At 61.8% G+C, this 16,886-nt stretch carries 13 protein-coding genes and 1 pseudogene; 11 read left to right on the top strand and 3 right to left on the bottom strand.

Annotation, left to right across the window (positions count from 1 at the left end):
* Positions 1 to 61: 61 nt before the first annotated feature.
* The 4 genes from DK391_RS27345 (at position 62) to DK391_RS27330 (ending at position 3,270) form a co-directional block, all read left to right on the top strand.
* Entirely contained in the window at positions 62 to 1,075 is a 1,014-nt protein-coding gene (locus DK391_RS27345; RefSeq protein WP_109481133.1) for an aldo/keto reductase, read from the top strand.
* A gap of 191 nt (positions 1,076 to 1,266) precedes the next feature.
* Positions 1,267 to 2,199: a 2-hydroxyacid dehydrogenase gene (locus DK391_RS27340; protein ID WP_109481132.1), complete on the top strand. Its 933-nt coding sequence runs from the start codon at positions 1,267 to 1,269 to the stop codon at positions 2,197 to 2,199.
* A 29-nt stretch (positions 2,200 to 2,228) separates the two neighbouring features.
* Positions 2,229 to 2,714 carry an OsmC family protein gene (locus DK391_RS27335; RefSeq protein ID WP_109481131.1) on the top strand — a complete coding sequence of 162 codons (486 nt, stop codon included), beginning with the start codon at positions 2,229 to 2,231 and terminating at the stop codon, positions 2,712 to 2,714.
* Positions 2,715 to 2,796: 82 nt separating this feature from the next.
* A complete protein-coding gene (locus DK391_RS27330) occupies positions 2,797 to 3,270 on the top strand; it encodes a response regulator (RefSeq protein WP_239482966.1) in 474 nt (157 codons plus the stop codon).
* A 39-nt stretch (positions 3,271 to 3,309) separates the two neighbouring features.
* Here the strand turns inward: DK391_RS27330 and DK391_RS27325 are convergent, their stop codons facing one another.
* Both DK391_RS27325 and DK391_RS27320 read right to left on the bottom strand, forming a co-directional pair.
* Positions 3,310 to 4,227, bottom strand: coding sequence for a LysR family transcriptional regulator (locus tag DK391_RS27325; RefSeq protein ID WP_162600916.1), 918 nt, complete (start codon positions 4,225 to 4,227; stop codon positions 3,310 to 3,312).
* Between the two features lie 859 nt (positions 4,228 to 5,086).
* Positions 5,087 to 6,235, bottom strand: coding sequence for a branched-chain amino acid ABC transporter substrate-binding protein (locus DK391_RS27320; protein ID WP_109481129.1), 1,149 nt, complete (start codon positions 6,233 to 6,235; stop codon positions 5,087 to 5,089).
* Between the two features lie 460 nt (positions 6,236 to 6,695).
* On the opposite strand from DK391_RS27320, the gene DK391_RS27315 reads away from it, so the two are divergent.
* Positions 6,696 to 9,224, top strand: a complete 2,529-nt coding sequence (locus tag DK391_RS27315; protein ID WP_109481128.1) for an ATP-binding protein — start codon at positions 6,696 to 6,698, stop codon at positions 9,222 to 9,224.
* A gap of 31 nt (positions 9,225 to 9,255) precedes the next feature.
* Here DK391_RS27315 and DK391_RS27310 read toward each other — a convergent pair whose 3' ends face one another.
* Positions 9,256 to 10,218, bottom strand: coding sequence for an AraC family transcriptional regulator (locus DK391_RS27310; RefSeq protein ID WP_109481127.1), 963 nt, complete (start codon positions 10,216 to 10,218; stop codon positions 9,256 to 9,258).
* 104 nt (positions 10,219 to 10,322) lie between these two features.
* Here DK391_RS27310 and DK391_RS27305 point away from each other — a divergent pair, with 104 nt between their 5' ends.
* The 6 genes and pseudogenes from DK391_RS27305 to DK391_RS27280 all read left to right on the top strand — a co-directional run bounded on the left by DK391_RS27305 (position 10,323) and on the right by DK391_RS27280 (position 16,883).
* Positions 10,323 to 11,072 carry an SDR family oxidoreductase gene (locus DK391_RS27305; protein ID WP_109481126.1) on the top strand — a complete coding sequence of 250 codons (750 nt, stop codon included), beginning with the start codon at positions 10,323 to 10,325 and terminating at the stop codon, positions 11,070 to 11,072.
* 164 nt (positions 11,073 to 11,236) lie between these two features.
* Positions 11,237 to 12,148: an AraC family transcriptional regulator gene (locus DK391_RS27300; RefSeq protein WP_109481125.1), complete on the top strand. Its 912-nt coding sequence runs from the start codon at positions 11,237 to 11,239 to the stop codon at positions 12,146 to 12,148.
* Positions 12,149 to 12,370: 222 nt separating this feature from the next.
* Entirely contained in the window at positions 12,371 to 14,044 is a 1,674-nt protein-coding gene (locus DK391_RS27295; protein ID WP_109481124.1) for a cyclic nucleotide-binding domain-containing thioredoxin-disulfide reductase, read from the top strand.
* A 505-nt stretch (positions 14,045 to 14,549) separates the two neighbouring features.
* On the top strand, positions 14,550 to 14,846 hold the full coding sequence (locus DK391_RS27290; protein ID WP_109481146.1) for a hypothetical protein: 297 nt from the start codon (positions 14,550 to 14,552) through the stop codon (positions 14,844 to 14,846).
* A gap of 356 nt (positions 14,847 to 15,202) precedes the next feature.
* Positions 15,203 to 15,463, top strand: a complete 261-nt coding sequence (locus DK391_RS27285; RefSeq protein ID WP_109481123.1) for a hypothetical protein — start codon at positions 15,203 to 15,205, stop codon at positions 15,461 to 15,463.
* Positions 15,464 to 15,656: 193 nt separating this feature from the next.
* Positions 15,657 to 16,883, top strand: a pseudogene (locus DK391_RS27280) (alkaline phosphatase family protein).
* The last annotated feature ends 3 nt before the right edge of the window (positions 16,884 to 16,886 follow it).

The raw sequence follows: 16,886 nt of genomic DNA, 5'->3' as shown, positions 1-16,886 counted from the left end.
CTTCATCAAGGCGAAGGCGCGGTGGAACTAACGGCTAAACGAATCCACGGAGAGCACTCAGATGAAGCAATTGCAACTCGGCAAGACCGGCCCGGCGATGTCGGCACTCGGCCTTGGCTGCATGGGCATGTCGGGCATGTACGGGCCGTCGGATCGCGCCGAGGGAATCGCGACGATTCACGCGGCGCTGGAGGCGGGCATCACGCTATTCGACACGGGCGACTTCTACGGCATGGGGCACAACGAGATGCTGCTTGGCGAAGCGCTCAGGAGCGCGCCCGCGTCGCGCCGCGACAATGCGCTGGTGAGCGTCAAATTCGGCGCGATGCGTGATGCGGCGGGCGGCTGGTTGGGCTACGACGCTCGGCCCGCAGCCGTGAAGAATTTTCTGGCGTATTCGCTGCAGCGGCTGGGTGTCGAGCACATCGACATCTATCGTCCGGCGCGGCTCGATCCGAACGTGCCCATCGAAGACACGGTCGGCGCCATCGCGGAGATGGTGAAAGCGGGCTACGTGCGGCACGTCGGTCTGTCCGAAGTCGGCGCGGCGACGATCCGCAAGGCGGCAGCCGTCACGCCGATCTGCGATCTGCAGATCGAATACTCGCTGATCTCGCGCGGTATCGAAGACGAGATCCTGCCGACGCTGCGCGAGCTTGGCATCGGCGTGACAGCTTACGGCGTGCTGTCGCGTGGGCTGATCAGCGGACACTGGCAGAAGGATTCGGCAGGCAAGGGCGATTTTCGCGGCATGAGTCCGCGCTTTCAGGGCGATAACGTCGAGCGCAATCTCGCGCTGGTCGAAGCCTTGCGCAAGGTCGCGGACAGCAAGGGTGTGTCGGTGGCGCAGATTGCGATTGCGTGGGTTGCCGCGCAAGGCGACGACATCGTGCCGCTAATCGGCGCACGGCGGCGCGAGCGGCTGACGGAAGCGCTCGGCGCGCTCGACGTGACGCTCGATGCGAGCGAGCTTGCCGCAATCGAGCAGGCGGTGCCGAAGGGCTCGGCGGCGGGCGAACGCTATGCGGCGGCGCAGATGGCGCATCTCGACAGCGAAAAGAGCGGCACGCACTGATGCGAGCAGCGGCGAGGGTCACGCACCCTCGCCGCCGCGATGTTTGCGCTGTGGATGCAGCAGCATCGAAGGCAAGTGGATGCCTCGACCCATCATCACGCAAGGCGCTGCGGCGAAACGGGCTTGTTGCTAAACTCCCCGTTGCCCGCTACTTCGTTGCAGCCTCTTCTATCTCCGCTTGCGTCGATGTCATGAAACCTTCCCTGCTCATCCTGATTCCGCTCAACGACGACAGTCGTGCACACATTGCCGCATCGTTCGACATTCACTACGCACCCACCCACGAAGCACGCGTTCAATTCATCGCGACACAAGGCGCCGCGATTCGCGCCGTGCTGACCAATGGCACGACAGGTCTCGCGGCCGCTGAAATGGATGCGATGCCGCAACTCGAATTCGTCAGCGCGCTCGGCGCAGGTTACGAAAACATTGCGATGTCGCATGCGAAAGCACGCGGCATCGTGCTCGCGAACGGCGCCGGTACCAATGACGATTGCGTCGCCGATCACGCGATGGCCTTGCTGCTGGCAGTCGTGCGCGACGTGCCGCAGCGCGACCGCGCCACCCGCGAAGGCATCTGGCGCGACGTACTGCCGATGCGTCCTTCCGTGTCGGGCAAGCGGCTCGGTGTGGTGGGCCTCGGCAATATCGGGCAGAAGGTGGCGCGACGCGCGGCCGGCTTCGATATCGAGTCTGCGTATCACAACCGCAAGCCACGCGATGGCGTCGCATTGCGCTACTTCGGCACGCTGCACGATCTCGCGCGATGGAGCGACTATCTCGTCGTGGCCACGCCGGGCGGACCCGGCACGCAGCATCTGATCGATCAGGCCGTGCTCGAAGCGTTGGGACCGAAGGGCTTTCTCGTGAACGTATCGCGAGGCAGTGTCGTCGATACGGCGGCGCTCGCGCGTGCGCTCGAAAACGGCACCATCGCCGGCGCGGGCCTCGACGTGTACGAAAGCGAGCCGCAACCGCCGCAGTCGCTGCTGCATCTGAAGAACGTCGTGCTCACGCCGCATGTGGCGGGCACGTCGCCGGAAGCGATCACGGCTTCTGTCGATAACTTCATCGCCAATGCGACGCGTCACTTCGCAGGCGAAGAAGTGTTGACGCCCATTTAACCGCACATCACCACGAGGACTTGTCTGGCATGGCAAAGCATACGGCGCTCATCGAATGGAATGGCAACGGCAGCAAGTTCACGGACAACCGCTATAGCCGCGCGCATCGATGGACATTCGACGGCGGCGCAGTGGTGCCGGCATCGAGTTCGCCGCATGTCGTGCGCGAACCGTTCTCCGATCCGGCGGGTGTCGACCCGGAAGAGGCCTACGTCGCGGCGCTTTCGAGTTGCCATATGCTGTGGTTTCTGTCGATTGCGGCGGAGCACGGTTATGCCGTGAGTGCGTATCGCGATGAAGCGGAAGGCACGATGGCGAAGAACGACGCTGGCAAGGAAGTGGTCACGCGCGTCGTGCTGAAGCCGGCGGTTGCATTCACCGGCGAGAAAGCACCCGACGATGAAGCGTTCGCCCACCTGCATCACCTCGCGCACGATGCCTGTTTTCTGGCCAATTCAGTGAAGACGGTGATCGACGTGGAAGGGAGTTGGAGCTTCGCGCCACGCCTCGATTGAGCGGGCAAGTGAAAGGCGCGATGATGCTAATGTTGTTGCGCAGAATCAGCGCTTGCTTCTGTAGCGTGCTTCGAACAAAGGCATGATGGATATCGAATGCTTTCCAGCGGTGCGTCCGATACTGCTCGCCGAAGACAGCGACGCCGATGTCGAACTGATGCTCGCCGCGCTCGAGATGAACGGAGTCAGGAATCCCGTGGTGGTGGCGCGGGATGGGCAGGATGCGCTCGATTTCCTTCGTTGCAAGGGGCGCTGGGCGGACAGGGAGCCCGTGCCGCCCGCGTTCGTGATCCTCGATCTGAAAATGCCGAGGGTGGATGGCCTGGACGTGCTGAAGGGCATCCGCGATTCAGCCCTCCTGCATCACATTCCCGTCGTCGTGCTGACTGCCTCGCGGCACGAGCGCGACCTGGCCCGTGCCTATGAGCACGGCGTGAACGCGTACGTCGTCAAGCCCATCGAATTTGCCGAGTTCACGCGTACCGTCAAGGATATTGCGCGAATATGGGCCGTCCTGAACGTGTTGCCGCCCGCGGAACCCGACGCCTCAGCCTGAGAGTTAAGGGCACGCGCGGTTTGCCGCGTTTGCCACTAATCAGGCGATGGCGGTGGCAGCCACGATCGCATTGAACGACTTCAGTTCGCGTTCGTATCGACGCCGGTTGAAGTGCTCGCGGATCGTCTCGGACACATGGCGAGCAACGGGTGAGACGCCGGACGTGCGCGCGTACAGTTCGATGTCCGCTGCGGGCAATTCCGGGAACCCTTCCGTCGGCAACAGCACCCGGTGACGTTCGTTCACGGCGCTCTCGATCACGATCGATACGGCGCTGCCCGAATCCACGGCTGCGAGCAAGCCTTCGTGATTCTGGCTGGTGTAGCCGATGCGCCAGCGGCGTTTTTGCGTATCCAGCGCGGCGATGGCGGCGCGCCGGTACAGGCATCCGTCAGGAAACACCGCCAGCGGCAACGGGTCCGCGCGGAACACGTCGCTATCGCGTTGACATACCCATTTCAGGCGCTCGCGGCCGAGCGGCTGGCCGTCCTGCCGGCCGGGGTATTTGGTCGCGATCACGAGATCGATGTTGTCGGTATCCATCGACTCCAGCATTTTCCAGCTGTGACCGCAGCGGATTTCCATTTCGATGTTCGGAAACGTCTGGCTCACTTCGAACAGAATGGGCGGCAGCAGACACGACGCGTACGTCTCCGACGTGGCCAGCGTCAGCTTTCCGGCGGCCAGTGCCTGATTGAGCGCGAAGAAGGCGTCCTCGTGCGCCTCGATGAGCCGCCGGGCAATACCGGCGAAACGTTCGCCGATCGACGTCGGCGTGACGGTCATGGTGTCGCGCTCGAACAGACGCTCGCCGACCTGCTCCTCGAGCCGCCGGATCTTCATGCTGATCGCGGACTGCGTGCGATGCTGGCGGGCCGCGGCTTGCGTGAAGCTCCGTGTTTCCCAGACGGCAAGAAATGCCCTTATCTGGTCGAGATCGAAGTCTGGCTGTCGCAACGGAATCTCCTTTACGCCAATCGGATGAGCGCAGTCAAAGTCATCCAATTGTGCTGGATCAAATTCATTTTGAATTCACGGGAGCCAAATGAATTTGCGTGGCGTGACCGGCGCGCTCGTAAGCGTAACTCATTGAAACGTAACCCATTGACAACATCTCTGACGAGGCGCTAACGCGCTACCCCGTGAATTCGTGCATTCGGAATGCATCGTATTCTAGCTGAGTTCGATGGGAGCCCTGTCCCGCTCCGGCAAGGGAATGCGAGCATGGCACAGCCATGTGTCGGTCAGGAGGTCGGTATGGAATCCGCGCCAGCGTCGGGATTTCTTTCAACGTCTGTACAGACGGCGAAAGGCGAAGGAACGCGAGCGCCGACGGGCACGAGGATGGAAAACGTCTGTGGACTGGATCAGTGAAACGGTGCTATTTGGGGTAAACACCGAAAAGACGTTCTTCCCCGCGAATCGGAGCCAGGTTGGATCCGTCGCGCGGGGAAGAACTATCAGGTCTTTGTATTTTTCGCTACTGGCTCTCAGGTTTTAGCTTGCGTCCGCCGTACTGGCGCTTGCCGGCCGGCCTTGACCGCACGACAGCAGCCGTGGGCATGAGGTAGCGGCAGCGCATTCCGGCGGAACGCAGCGACTCGGAGGTCGAAGGGAAGTGTGAAAGACTGCCCTCGCGAAAGCCAATTCAAAGTGTTGATATGGCTTATCAACGGGCGAGATGTGCGGGACGAAGGTGTGGCGGCGCTCGTGTCGTGCGTGCGAGCAAGCTTCAGTAAAGCGCGGCGCCCCGGGTGGCGCCGCGCCGATACTCAACTCGATAGCCAGCCCGGAAACCCCGGGCTGACGCGGACCATCAGAGGCCGCTGACCGTCTTGACCGTCACCCACTGGCCGTTCTTCACCTGATAGACAGTGGACGAGCCGTTCTTCAGCGAACCGTTCGCATTGAACTCGATATGACCCGTGATGCCGTCGAAGCTGATGCTCTGCAGCTTCGCGCGATAGTCGTCGGGCTTGGTCGAATTGGCGGCCTGCATCGCCTTGATGGCCGTCCACGCCGCGTCATAGCCGAACGGCGCATACGAGAGCACGTCCTCGCCGAACTTCTGCTTGAAGCGCTCGGCGAACTTGGCGCCCACCGGCGTGCTGTCGAGCGGACGGCCGTATTCCCATGCCATCGCACCTTCGGCCACGTCGCCTGCGAGCTTGATGAAGTCGATGTCCTTCACGCCGCCGCCGCCCACGAACTGCGCCTTGATGCCGAGCTGGTTCATCTGCTTCATGATGCCGGCTGCCTGCGGATTGAGCGCGCCGACGAAAATCAGATCGGGGTTCTTCGACTTGAGATTGGTGAGCTGCGTCTTGAAGTCGGTGGCCTGATTCGTCGTGTACTCACGGTCGATGATGTCGCCGCCGTGCGCCTTGACTGCCTTGACGAATTCGTCGGCTTCGCCCTGGCCGAAGGCCGTGCGGTCGTCGATCACGGCGATGCGCTTGGCCTTGGTCGTGGTGACGGCGTAGGCGCCTGCCGTGCCCGCGTTTTGCGCGTCGCTCGAAATCACCATGAACATGTTCTTGAAGCCACGGCTGCTGATGATCGGGTTCGTGGCGGCGGGATCGATGTCGGGCAGGCCCGCTTTTTCGTACAGATCGGAAGCGGGGATAGTCGTGCCCGAGTTGAAGTGGCCGACCACCACCGACACGCCTTCGTCGATCAGCTTCTGCGCGACTTGCACGCCGACGCGCGGGTCGGCCTGATCGTCTTGCGCGTCGAGTTCGAACGACACCGGCTGGCCGTTGATCTTGACGCCTTGTGCCTTGGCGTCGTCGAGCGCCATCTTGACGCCGTTCTCCAGGTCTTTGCCGTAATTGGCATTCGGTCCCGTCAGCGGGGCCGCGAAACCGATCTTCACGACGGTATCCGCGCGAGAGGCGCACGGTACAACAGCGAAAAGTGCGCCAGATGCAACTGCGATAAGGGTAAGAGGCTTTGCAAAGCGCATAGGTTTTCCTTTGTCGGCAAGCGTGAGGTCACTGCTGTGACGCGTATGCCCGCTGGCTTGTCCGGTTTTCGCGCTTCGCGCGTCTGGGCAGCAGCAGGTCCGCGGTTTATGTGGCGCATCTATGGCGTCGGATCTTTTCTCCTCGATAGACATGGGGTAAATCGACCGCTCCGAACGGGTAACGCTGAAGTGATCACCGGGCTAACCTTGGGGGTGACTATAGGTGTTCAATTTCGCCCGGTCTTGACCATTCGCGACGTTTCCCATGCGCATTTCGGCACAGAACCCCATCACGAAGCAACCAGGGCAAATATGTGTGATCCGCCGTGCAACCGGCTTCACGCGTCGAAGCGGCGCGGCCAGACGGCAGCCGCGTGATCGGACGCACGCGTGCGCTGCACAACGCCAGCTATGATGTGAAACATTCCCGCCACAGCCAGACGGACGCGAAACGCATCACATGAACCATGGTCCTGATTTCGAAAACCGGCGCGTTACTGCGCTCGAGCGCTACGCGTTGCTCGACGCGACCCGCGACGCGGCATTCGACGAACTGACGAAGCTTGCGGCGGCGCTGTGCGGGACGCCCGTTGCAATGGTGAGCTTTATCGGGAGCAGCCAGCTGTTCGTGAAGTCGCTGGTGGGACTCGATGCGGCGGAGTGGCTGCCTGACGCCGCGTTCTTTGCGAAGACGCTGGAGCAGGGTGATTCCGTCCAGATCCGCGATGCAGATAGGGACGATCGCTTGAGCGGCATGTCGAATGCCGGCGGCGAGCGGCCTCTGCGGTTCTACGCTGGCGCAGCGCTGAAAACAGAGGAAGGCCTGCCGATCGGCGTGTTGTGCGTGCTCGATGACCAGCCGCGGCAACTCGATGAAGTCCAGGAGCAGGCGCTACGGGTGCTCGCGCGTCAGGTCATGACGGAGCTGGACAAGCGCCGCGCCGCGAAGGCAGAGGAGATCGAAGGGGCGCGCTACCGGGCGCTCTTCAATGCAATCGACGATGGCTTCTGCATCATCGAGTTCTTCGACGGCCCGCATGGACCGCTCAGCGATTATGTTCACGTCGAGGCCAATTCAGGCTATGAACGGCACACGGGCATTGCGAACGTCGTCGGCAAGACGCTGCGGGACATCGATCCCACCGAGGCCGACCGATGGCTCGAACTCTACGGCGAAGTGCTGCGCACGGGCATACCGGCCCGCTTCGAACGCTATTTTCTGACGGCTGGCCGCCACATCGAAGTCTCGGCTGCGCGGGTCGAGCCGCAAAGCCTGCGCCGTGTGTCGGTGCTGTTTCGCGACATCGAAGCCCGCAAGCAGGCCGAAGAGGCGCTGCGCGCCAGTGAAGCGGTCGCGCGGCAGAATATCGAGCGCGTGCAACTGGCCCTCGCCGCAGGGGCGATCATCGGCACCTGGTTCTGGGATCTCCCGAATGACCGCTTCACCGTCGATGAAGCGTTCGCGTCTTCCTTCGGGCTGGACCCTGCACTCGGCCGGGACGGGCTGAGTCTCACGCAGGTGGTGGCGACCGTGCATCCCGATGACCGACGAGGTCTGGCCGCCGCGATCGAGCGGGTCGTCAAGGACGGTGGTCCATACGCGCATCAATACCGGGTGCGGCGCGCCGATGGGCGCTATTACTGGATCGAGGCGAACGGGCGCGTGGTCCACGCGCCGGACGGCACACCGCTGAGCTTCCCCGGCGTGCTGCTCGACATCGACAAGCGGCGTGCGGTCGAAGAGGAACGCGACCGCGCCGCCACGTCGCTGCGCGCGCTGACGGCGACGCTGGAGCAACGGGTGGCCGAGCGCAGCGCGGAACTGATGCGAGCTGAGGAACAACTCCGGCAGTCGCAGAAGATGGAAGCCGTCGGTCAGCTGACGGGCGGCCTCGCGCACGACTTCAACAATCTGCTGGCAGGGATTTCCGGCTCGCTGCAATTGCTCGGCATCCGGCTGAGCCAGGGACGGCTTGCCGACGTCGACAAATACGTCGTTGCGGCGCAGGGCGCGGTGCGTCGCGCTGCGGCGCTGACGCACAGGCTGCTGGCGTTCTCCCGCCGGCAGACGCTCGATCCGCGTCCGACCGACGTCAATACGCTCGTGAACGGCATGACGGACATGATCCAGCGCACGGTCGGGCCGGGCATCTCCGTGGAGGCCGTCGGCGCGACCGGTCTCTGGCCTGCGCTGGTCGATGCCGGCCAGCTCGAAAACGCGCTTCTCAACCTCTGCATCAACGCCAGGGATGCGATGCCCAACGGCGGAAGAATCACCATCGAAACGGCGAACAAGTGGATCGATCATCGCGCCGCATTGAGTCACGACATGCCTGAAGGCCAGTTTCTGTCGTTGTGCGTGACCGACACGGGAACGGGCATGACGCCCGACATCATCGCCAAGGCATTCGATCCGTTCTTCACCACCAAGCCGATCGGCATGGGCACGGGGCTCGGGCTGTCGATGATCTATGGTTTCGCGCGGCAGTCCGGCGGACAGGTGCGGATCTATTCGGAGGTCGGGCAGGGCACGACGGTGTGCATCTATTTGCCGCGCTATTACGGCAACGTAGATGGTGAGGCGGCAGATCAGGGTGATGGATCGATGTCGGGCACGGATGCGGGCGAAACCGTTCTCGTGGTCGACGACGAGCCGAGCGTGCGCATGCTGATCACCGATGTGCTGGAAGAGATCGGCTACACCGTGATCGAGGCAGCCGACAGCGGTGCAGGGCTGAAGCTCCTGCAGTCGAACGTCAGAATCGATCTGCTGGTCAGCGACGTGGGTCTTCCTGGCGGGATGAACGGACGTCAGATGGCCGATGCCGGCCGGCAGGTCCGGCCCGATCTGAAGGTGCTGTTCATCACGGGGTACGCGGAGAATTCCGTAATCGGCAACGCTCGCCTGGAACCTGGCATGCAGGTGATGACCAAGCCGTTCGCGCTGGAAGCGTTCGCTGCGCGCGTGCGACAGCTGATGGAAGAGTGATGTTGACGTGCATGTGGCTGAAGCGGCGGCGCTATGTTCGATTTGTCGTCGGCGTAGGCTCGATGTCGCCGAACGCCGCCTCTGCAAAGGCGTGGACTGCATGCTCGCGCGCGTACTGCGAAGGCGGCCGTCCGACATGCCGCGTGAACGCCACGCTGAACGTGCTGGCCGAACTGTAGCCGACTCGCTGTGCCACTTCGGCGACGCGGCCCTCGTTACGCCGCAGCAGGTCCTTCGCAAGCGCCATGCGCCACGTGAGCAGATATTCCATCGGTGCCTGGCCGAGCGCACGGTTGAAGCGTTCGAAAAAGGTGGAGCGCGACAGCGCGGATTCCTTCGCGAGATCGGCGACCGTCCATGCGCGCGTGGGATGTTCGTGCATGCCGCGGATCGCGGCTGCGAGGCGGGAATCGGACAAGCCGCGCACCAGTCCCGGCGATGCCGTCGTTTCCGCCGCGGACCGTAGCGCTTCGATCAGCAACACTTCGAGCAATCGCGACAGCACGACCTCGCGCGCTGGCCGCTGCTCGCGTGATTCATCGCGAACCAGTTGCACGAGGGTCGCGAGCCGCGCTTCGCCGCGCACGTGCACCAGTTCCGGCAGCAACGAGAGCAGCAGCGTGGCATCGGGTGAACCGAAGCTGCAGTGGCCGATCATCATGCGGGAATCGACGGGGTTGTTCGGCTCGCCGAGCCTGAATTCATTGTTGCCAAGCGCACTCGGCGCTGGTGTCTGAACATCGGGCGGTGGCGGCACGAAGCTGGTCATCGTCACGCCGTAGGCCGCGGGAATCAGCACGAAATCTCCCGACGCGAGGTCGATGGGCTCGCGTCCATCGATCATGAGACGGCAGGCGCCTTCCAGAATGACGCAATAAAACGGCTGGCCGGTATCGGAGCGGCTGACGCGCCATGGGCTGGCGCCCAGCACCAGTTTCGAGAAGCGGGCGCCCGGCTGCAGCAGTGTCACGACTTCAGCGAGTGGATCGATCATATCCGGACTCTGGCAAATGAAATTCGGATCTTTGATTGTAGAGAGTATGGTTCGCCGGGTCTATCGTATGGCCTGTGCAAACCACCTCATACAAGGTTCCTCCCATGAAAACCGTGCTGATCACAGGATGTTCGTCCGGATTCGGTCTTGAGACCGCCCGCTACTTTTTGGCGCGCGACTGGCAAGTCGTCGCCACGATGCGCACGCCACGCGCCGACGTTCTGCCACCGTCACCGCATCTGCGCGTGCTGGCGCTCGACGTCACCGACCCCGACAGCATCCGCAAGGCTGTCGAAGCCGCTGGTCCGATCGACGTGCTGGTGAACAACGCAGGATTCGGCGCGGCGTCGCCGGCCGAGATCGTCTCGCTCGCGACTGTGCGCGAACTGTTCGAGACCAATACCTTCGGCACGATTGCCGTGACGCAGGCGGTGTTGCCCCAGTTCCGCGAGCGCCGGAGCGGCGTGGTCGTCAACGTCACGTCGAGCGTCACGTTGCGGGCGATTCCGCTGATCGCGGCTTACCGCGCGAGCAAGGCGGCGGTCAATGCATTTACCGAATCGATGGCACTGGAGCTCGAACAGTTTGGCGTGCGAGCGCGGCTGGTGTTGCCGGGCCGCGCGCCCGACACACGTTTTGGAGACAATGCGCGCAGCCGCATGCAGGGCTTCGATCACGCGGCCTACGCCGATCTGGCTGCGAAAGTGGTGTCCGGAATGATGGACACGTCTTCGCCGGTCACGCACGCACAGGATGTCGCCGAGGCTGTGTGGCGCGCTGCGACGGATGCGTCGTCCCCCATGCGTATCCCGGCGGGCGCCGATGCGCAAGCGTGGGCTGCAGAGGCTCGCTGAGCAGGCAGTCCATCGAGTGGTGTGACACGGGTGCGTCGGGGCGACATGTCTTCTTGCGGAATGTGTCTGGGCATTTCAGGGTAAGCTGGCTGTTACCCGAGATATTGCCTAAAACTATGCGCACGAAGCATTCTCCCGAGCCGCACTCACGTACCCAGAAGCGCATGATTTCGCTGCTGCACGCATTGGCGCCCGAGGAAGGCTACAACCTGACGGCATTGCCCAGCGTGCGCATCCTGCGTTCGAATCGGGCGTTGTCGCGTACTCCCGTGCTGTACGACCCCGGCATCGTGATCGTCTGTCAGGGCCGCAAGCGGGGGTATTTCGGCGAACAGCTTTATCTCTACGACGAGCGGCACTATCTGGCCGTGTCCGTGCCCGTGCCGTTCAGCATGGAGACCGATGCCACCGAAGAGCGTCCGCTGCTTGCCCTTTATCTGCACCTCGATTTCACGGTGGCCGCCGAACTGGCGGAACAAATCGACCGCGAAGGCGCAGCGGAGCGCGTACAGGCGCCGCAAAGCATGATGTCGACGCCGATGGACGACGCCATGCAGGCGTCCGTGTTGCGTTTTCTCGAAGCGTTGCATCGGCCGCTCGAAGCGGCTGTGTTAGGCCCGAGTCTGCTACGAGAGCTGTATTTCCGCGTGCTGACCGGCGCGCAGGGAAGCGCGATGCGCGAAGCGCTGGCGATGCGCGGTCAATTCGGGAGGATTGGCCGATCGCTGCGGCTGATCCACGCAAGCTACGCAGAACCACTCGACGTCACGCAACTCGCCGACGAAGCCGGCATGAGTGTTCCAAGCTTTCACAGCCACTTCAGAGCCATCACACAGGTGTCGCCGATGCAGTACGTGAAATCGACGCGCCTGCATCAGGCTCGCCTGTTGATGGTGCGCCAGGATCTGACGGCGGAAGCGGCGAGCCACGCAGTGGGTTACTGGAGCGCATCGCAGTTCAGCCGGGAGTTCAAGCGGCTCTTTGGCCTGACGCCGGCAGCAGAGGCGCGCCGCATGCGCGAAAGCTTTGCGATCCCGGCACCGTTCAATGACTCGCTGTATGTTTCGTCGCACTGACTGCGGTGCGATCCCATCTCGCGCATAGCTTCATCCGCAATTTTCCAATCCATGACGTTAGCCTGGAAGTATTTCGTTCTTGCCTGATTCTATGAGCGCCGCCCGTTTCGCTGTCGTGAGCGACGGACATCGGCTACTCTACGGATAGCCTTTCTGTCAGGCACAACGTACGCAGACACCCCGGCCGCCGGACCGCATGTGTCCCTTCACCTGGAATGCACCATGGGCAATAAATCGTCGACCAGTCTCGAAGACCTGGTGGCAGGCGGGAGCCGCCATCATCAGATTTTTCCACGGCTCAACGAAAAGCAGTTTGCGGTGCTGGAACGATATGGCGAACGGCGCCGGCTGAAAGCAGGCGACATTCTGTTTTCGGAAGGCGAGCGGCACGTGCCGATGTTCACGATTGTGACGGGCACGATCGAGGCATCGCGAGGCCTGGGAGCCAAACACCACGTGCTGGGCGAACACGGTCCCGGCGTGTTCACGGGCGAAGTGGGAACGCTCGCCGGGCGCGGCGCAGTGGCGACATTGCGTGCCACCAGCGATTGCGAAGTCATCGTGATCGATGAGGAATCGTTGCGCGCACTCGTCGTGGCTGAAGCGGCGTTGAGCGAAATCATCATGCGCGCTTTTATCCTGCGGCGCGTTGCGTTCATGCAGGATCTGCACGGCGGTCTGATCGTGGTCGGCAGCTCGGCTTCGTGGAACACGCTGGTGGTCCGCCATTTTCTGAGTCGCAATGCGCAGCCGTTCGCCTACTTCGACATCGCCGAGCACGAAGAAGCGAAGGCGCTGCTGGATCGCTACGATGCAACGGAAGCCGACATTCCCGTGATCATCACGCAGCAGGGGACGGTCCTCAAGCAACCAACCAACCGAGCCATTGCCGATGCAGTCGGCCTGAGTCCCGACCGGCTGAACGGCGAGCACTTCGACGTGGTGGTGGTCGGCGCAGGGCCGGGCGGACTGGCGGCCGCCGTGTACGCGGCATCGGAAGGACTGCGTGTCGCGGTGCTCGATACCAAAGCGCCAGGCGGCCAGGCGGGCACAAGCTCGAAGATCGAAAACTACTTTGGCTTTCCGACGGGTATCTCCGGGCAGGCACTCGCGGGCCGTGGGCTGTCCCAGTGCCGTAAATTCGGTGCGGAAGTGGGTGTGCCTATTGAAGTGCTGGGCATCGACTGCGAGGCAGAGGACAGCTTCCACCTGCGTCTGAATCATGATGAACACGTGTTTGCAAAAGCGATCGTCGTTGCGACGGGTGCGCGTTATCGGAAGCCGATGCTGCCGCGTCTGGAAGAGTTTGAAGGCAGTGGCGTTTACTACAGCGCGACATACATGGAAGCGGCTTTCTGCACGAGTCAGGAACTGGTTATCGTGGGCGGCGGAAATTCCGCGGGGCAGGCTGCAGTGTTTCTGTCGGGATTTGCGCGTCACGTTCATATCGTGATTCGTGGCGACGCGCTCAGCGCGAGCATGTCGAACTATCTGATCAGGCGGATCGACGCAGCGGCGAATATCAGTGTTCATGCGCGTACGCAGATTGTCGAACTCGACGGCGAAGCGCATCTCGAATCGATCAGGTGGGATAGTCAGGGTTCAATCGAGCAGAAACCGATTCGCCATGTATTCCTGTTTCTCGGCGCACAGCCGAGCACGGGCTGGCTGGGAGATTGCGTCGCGCTCGACAAACATGGCTTCGTGCTCACGGGTCCCGATGCGATTCCGCATTGGTCGTCGGAGCGTCCGCCGCATTATCTGGAGACGAGCCGGCCCGGTATCTTCGCCGTGGGCGATGTGCGCAGCGGCTCGGTGAAGCGGGTTGCTGCCGCTGTCGGGGAGGGCGCGGCTGCCGTTCAGTCGTTGCATCAGTATCTGGCGCTGAACCGGTGACCGCTTTAATCGCCACGCTGCCAGTTCCTATTGAATTCTTCAAAGCCCGCGACACTGCGCACGGATTAATTCCCTCCAGACTGCAGGGCTTTTTTAAGCCTTCTGCATGCATGTCACGCCAATCGACAGGCGCAACGCCTACGCGCGGCCGTTGCCCGTCGCTTCGAAAATCGAAATTCATCCTTGCGAATAATGCACTTAATTATCAGCGACGGTGTTCTTAAACTTCATATCGGCTGCCAAGGGTTTTATCTCGCGCTGCGCGTAGGGAATAAATGTCCGCGACGCAGTGTATTAACCCGAGAAGGCTTCTTGCCTGGCGCATGAAGTGATTGATGCATGCATGGAACGGCGCAGCTAAATGAAGTGCCTTTCATTTGCGAAAGCGTTGACGCTTGATCTCGCGCGCGGTCGCCGTCAGCCATGGCATGCAACGAGAGCGCCACGAAGAAATACAAACAGACCTTTTGCGTCTAATTTTCAGTCCAATCAGGAGGGACAGATGATGAAGAAGACAACCAGCACATTGCTCGCAGCGGTTGCCGCACTCGTGGTGTCGGCCGGTGCGTATGCGCAGAACAACACGCTTGCGACGCCGAGCGTCGTCTCGCCTGCCGCCGCGAAGCCGGCGACGAGCGACTACGGCACACCGGGCGGAACGAACTCGGATAGTGGCATGGCCAAGAGCTCGCCAAACTCAGGCGCGCAAGGCACGGGCAATAGTGCGGCGCCCGCTGATACCAGCGCATACGGCGTCAACAATACGCTGGCAAGGCCGAGCACGGCTTCGCCAGTCAAGTAACGACAACCTGATTGAGCCGACGCAGCTGCGCGCAAAACCGCCAGGCGCTTCGAATGCGCTCGGCGTAGTAAAGCACGATGCTGCGTCGTTCCTCTGTGCGGTCCGTTCGCCAGACGTGAGTCGGGTGGACGGACCGCTTTTGCTATGCGCAGACGTTTTTAAACTTTCACTCGCGATAAGCGCTCCGCACGCAGTTCGCTCCACGCTGACGGCACGGCATCGTGTCTGTGCTTCGTTGCACAAGCCGACAACAATGAATTGCTCTGACGCTACTCACTGCGCCGCAGGTGCAGGTCTACACTCCGGTCATCACAGCCGCAGAGGATCGCGCGCCGAACACGTTCTGGAGAAAAGTCATGAAAATCGTTCAGTTGATCGTCGCCGCCGCTAATGCAATTCCCGCTGTGTCCGCTTTCGCGCAATCGACGCCGCCCTCAGTCAATGAGGACATCCGCGCACAACTCGCCCAGCAGAAAACGGCTTACCCCTATGCCGACGCGACCGACCAGACGCAAGCCTCTATCAACGATACGAAGCGTGCGGGGTTGTTGCCGCATCAGATTACCGGCATGAACATGGGCCGCTACTCGTTGTCGGTGGTGCGTCCTTCGTTCTGAGTTGCTGTGGATCATGTCTCGATGAGCACGAGGACCAAGGTTGCGCACGCAACCTGATCCGGGCTGCATAAACTGAGGCCTGATTCAACATATATGGACAATACGCGCACCAGCATACTGTTTCACATGAGAGACACGAAGCAAAAATAATATCTGCGACTTCCAAAAAGCAGCACGACAACAGGGGAAGTCCATGTCTTTCAGTAACAGGGTGCGCGCTGCAGTGGCAGCTGTGCTCGCATCGCTCATCGCAGTGATCATCGCCGCATGTGGTTCTTCATCGATGCATGCGAGCGGCCAGCAGCAGATTCGCCACGTATTCATCATCACGCTCGAGAACGAGAACTACGCGACAACTTTCGGCGCGAATACCAAGGCACCGTATCTCGCGCAAACACTTCCGAAGCAGGGCGCACTTGTGCAGCAGTACTACGGCACGGGCCACGTGAGTCTCGACAACTACATCTCGATGATCAGCGGCCAGGCGCCTACCGTCGATACCGACAACGACTGCACGACCTATTCCGACTTCAAGCTGACAGGCACGACTGCCGATGGACAGGCAATCGGCACCGGCTGCGTGTATCCGGCGAGCATCAAGACTTTGCCCGACCAGTTGAAGGCAGCGGGTTTCACGTGGAAGGGCTATGAAGGCGACATGGGCAACGATCCCGCGCGCGAAGCGGCGACCTGCGGCCATCCGACATTGGACACAACCGACCTGACCAACACACAGGAAGCACCGAGCGCCGCCGTGCCGCTGGGCGATCAGTACGCGACACGCCACGATCCGTTCGTCTATTTCCATTCGATCATCGACTCACCGGATTGCGCGCAGAACGTCGTCAACCTGAACAATCTGACCAACGATCTGAAGTCGATCGACACCACCGCGAACTTCAACCTCATCACGCCGAACACCTGTGACGATGGCCACGATGCACCGTGCGTCAATGGTCAGCCGGGTGGCCTGACGAGTGCCGATCAGTTCCTGCAGTAGTGGGTGCCTGTGATCACGGCGTCGCCTGCATTCCAGAAGGACGGCCTGCTCATCATCAACTTCGACGAGAGCAGGTACGCAACCGTTTCGACGCCGTCGGCGACAGAAGAAGATCTTATCTTCGCGGGCACGACCTGCTGCAGCCAGCAGCCGGGGCCGAATCTCGCACCGTTCCCGCAGACCTCGTCGCTGACCTACAAGGGCATGACGATCAATCTGACCAAGCAGAGCTTCGGTGGCGACCAGACGGGCGCGGTGATGATCTCGAAGTTCATCAAGCCGGGCACGGTGTCGACGGTGGCGTACAACCATTATTCGATGCTCAAGAGCATCGAGGACATCTTCGGCCTCTCGCATCTCGGCTATGCCGCGCAGACGGGATTGACGGGTTTCGGCAACGACATCTTCACGAATCTCTAAGCC

It is taken from the genome of Paraburkholderia sp. C35, from assembly GCF_003121405.1.
GTDB lineage: Bacteria > Pseudomonadota > Gammaproteobacteria > Burkholderiales > Burkholderiaceae > Paraburkholderia.
Note: the sequence above shows the minus strand (reverse complement) of the source record. Positions and strands in the feature narration are given on the sequence as shown.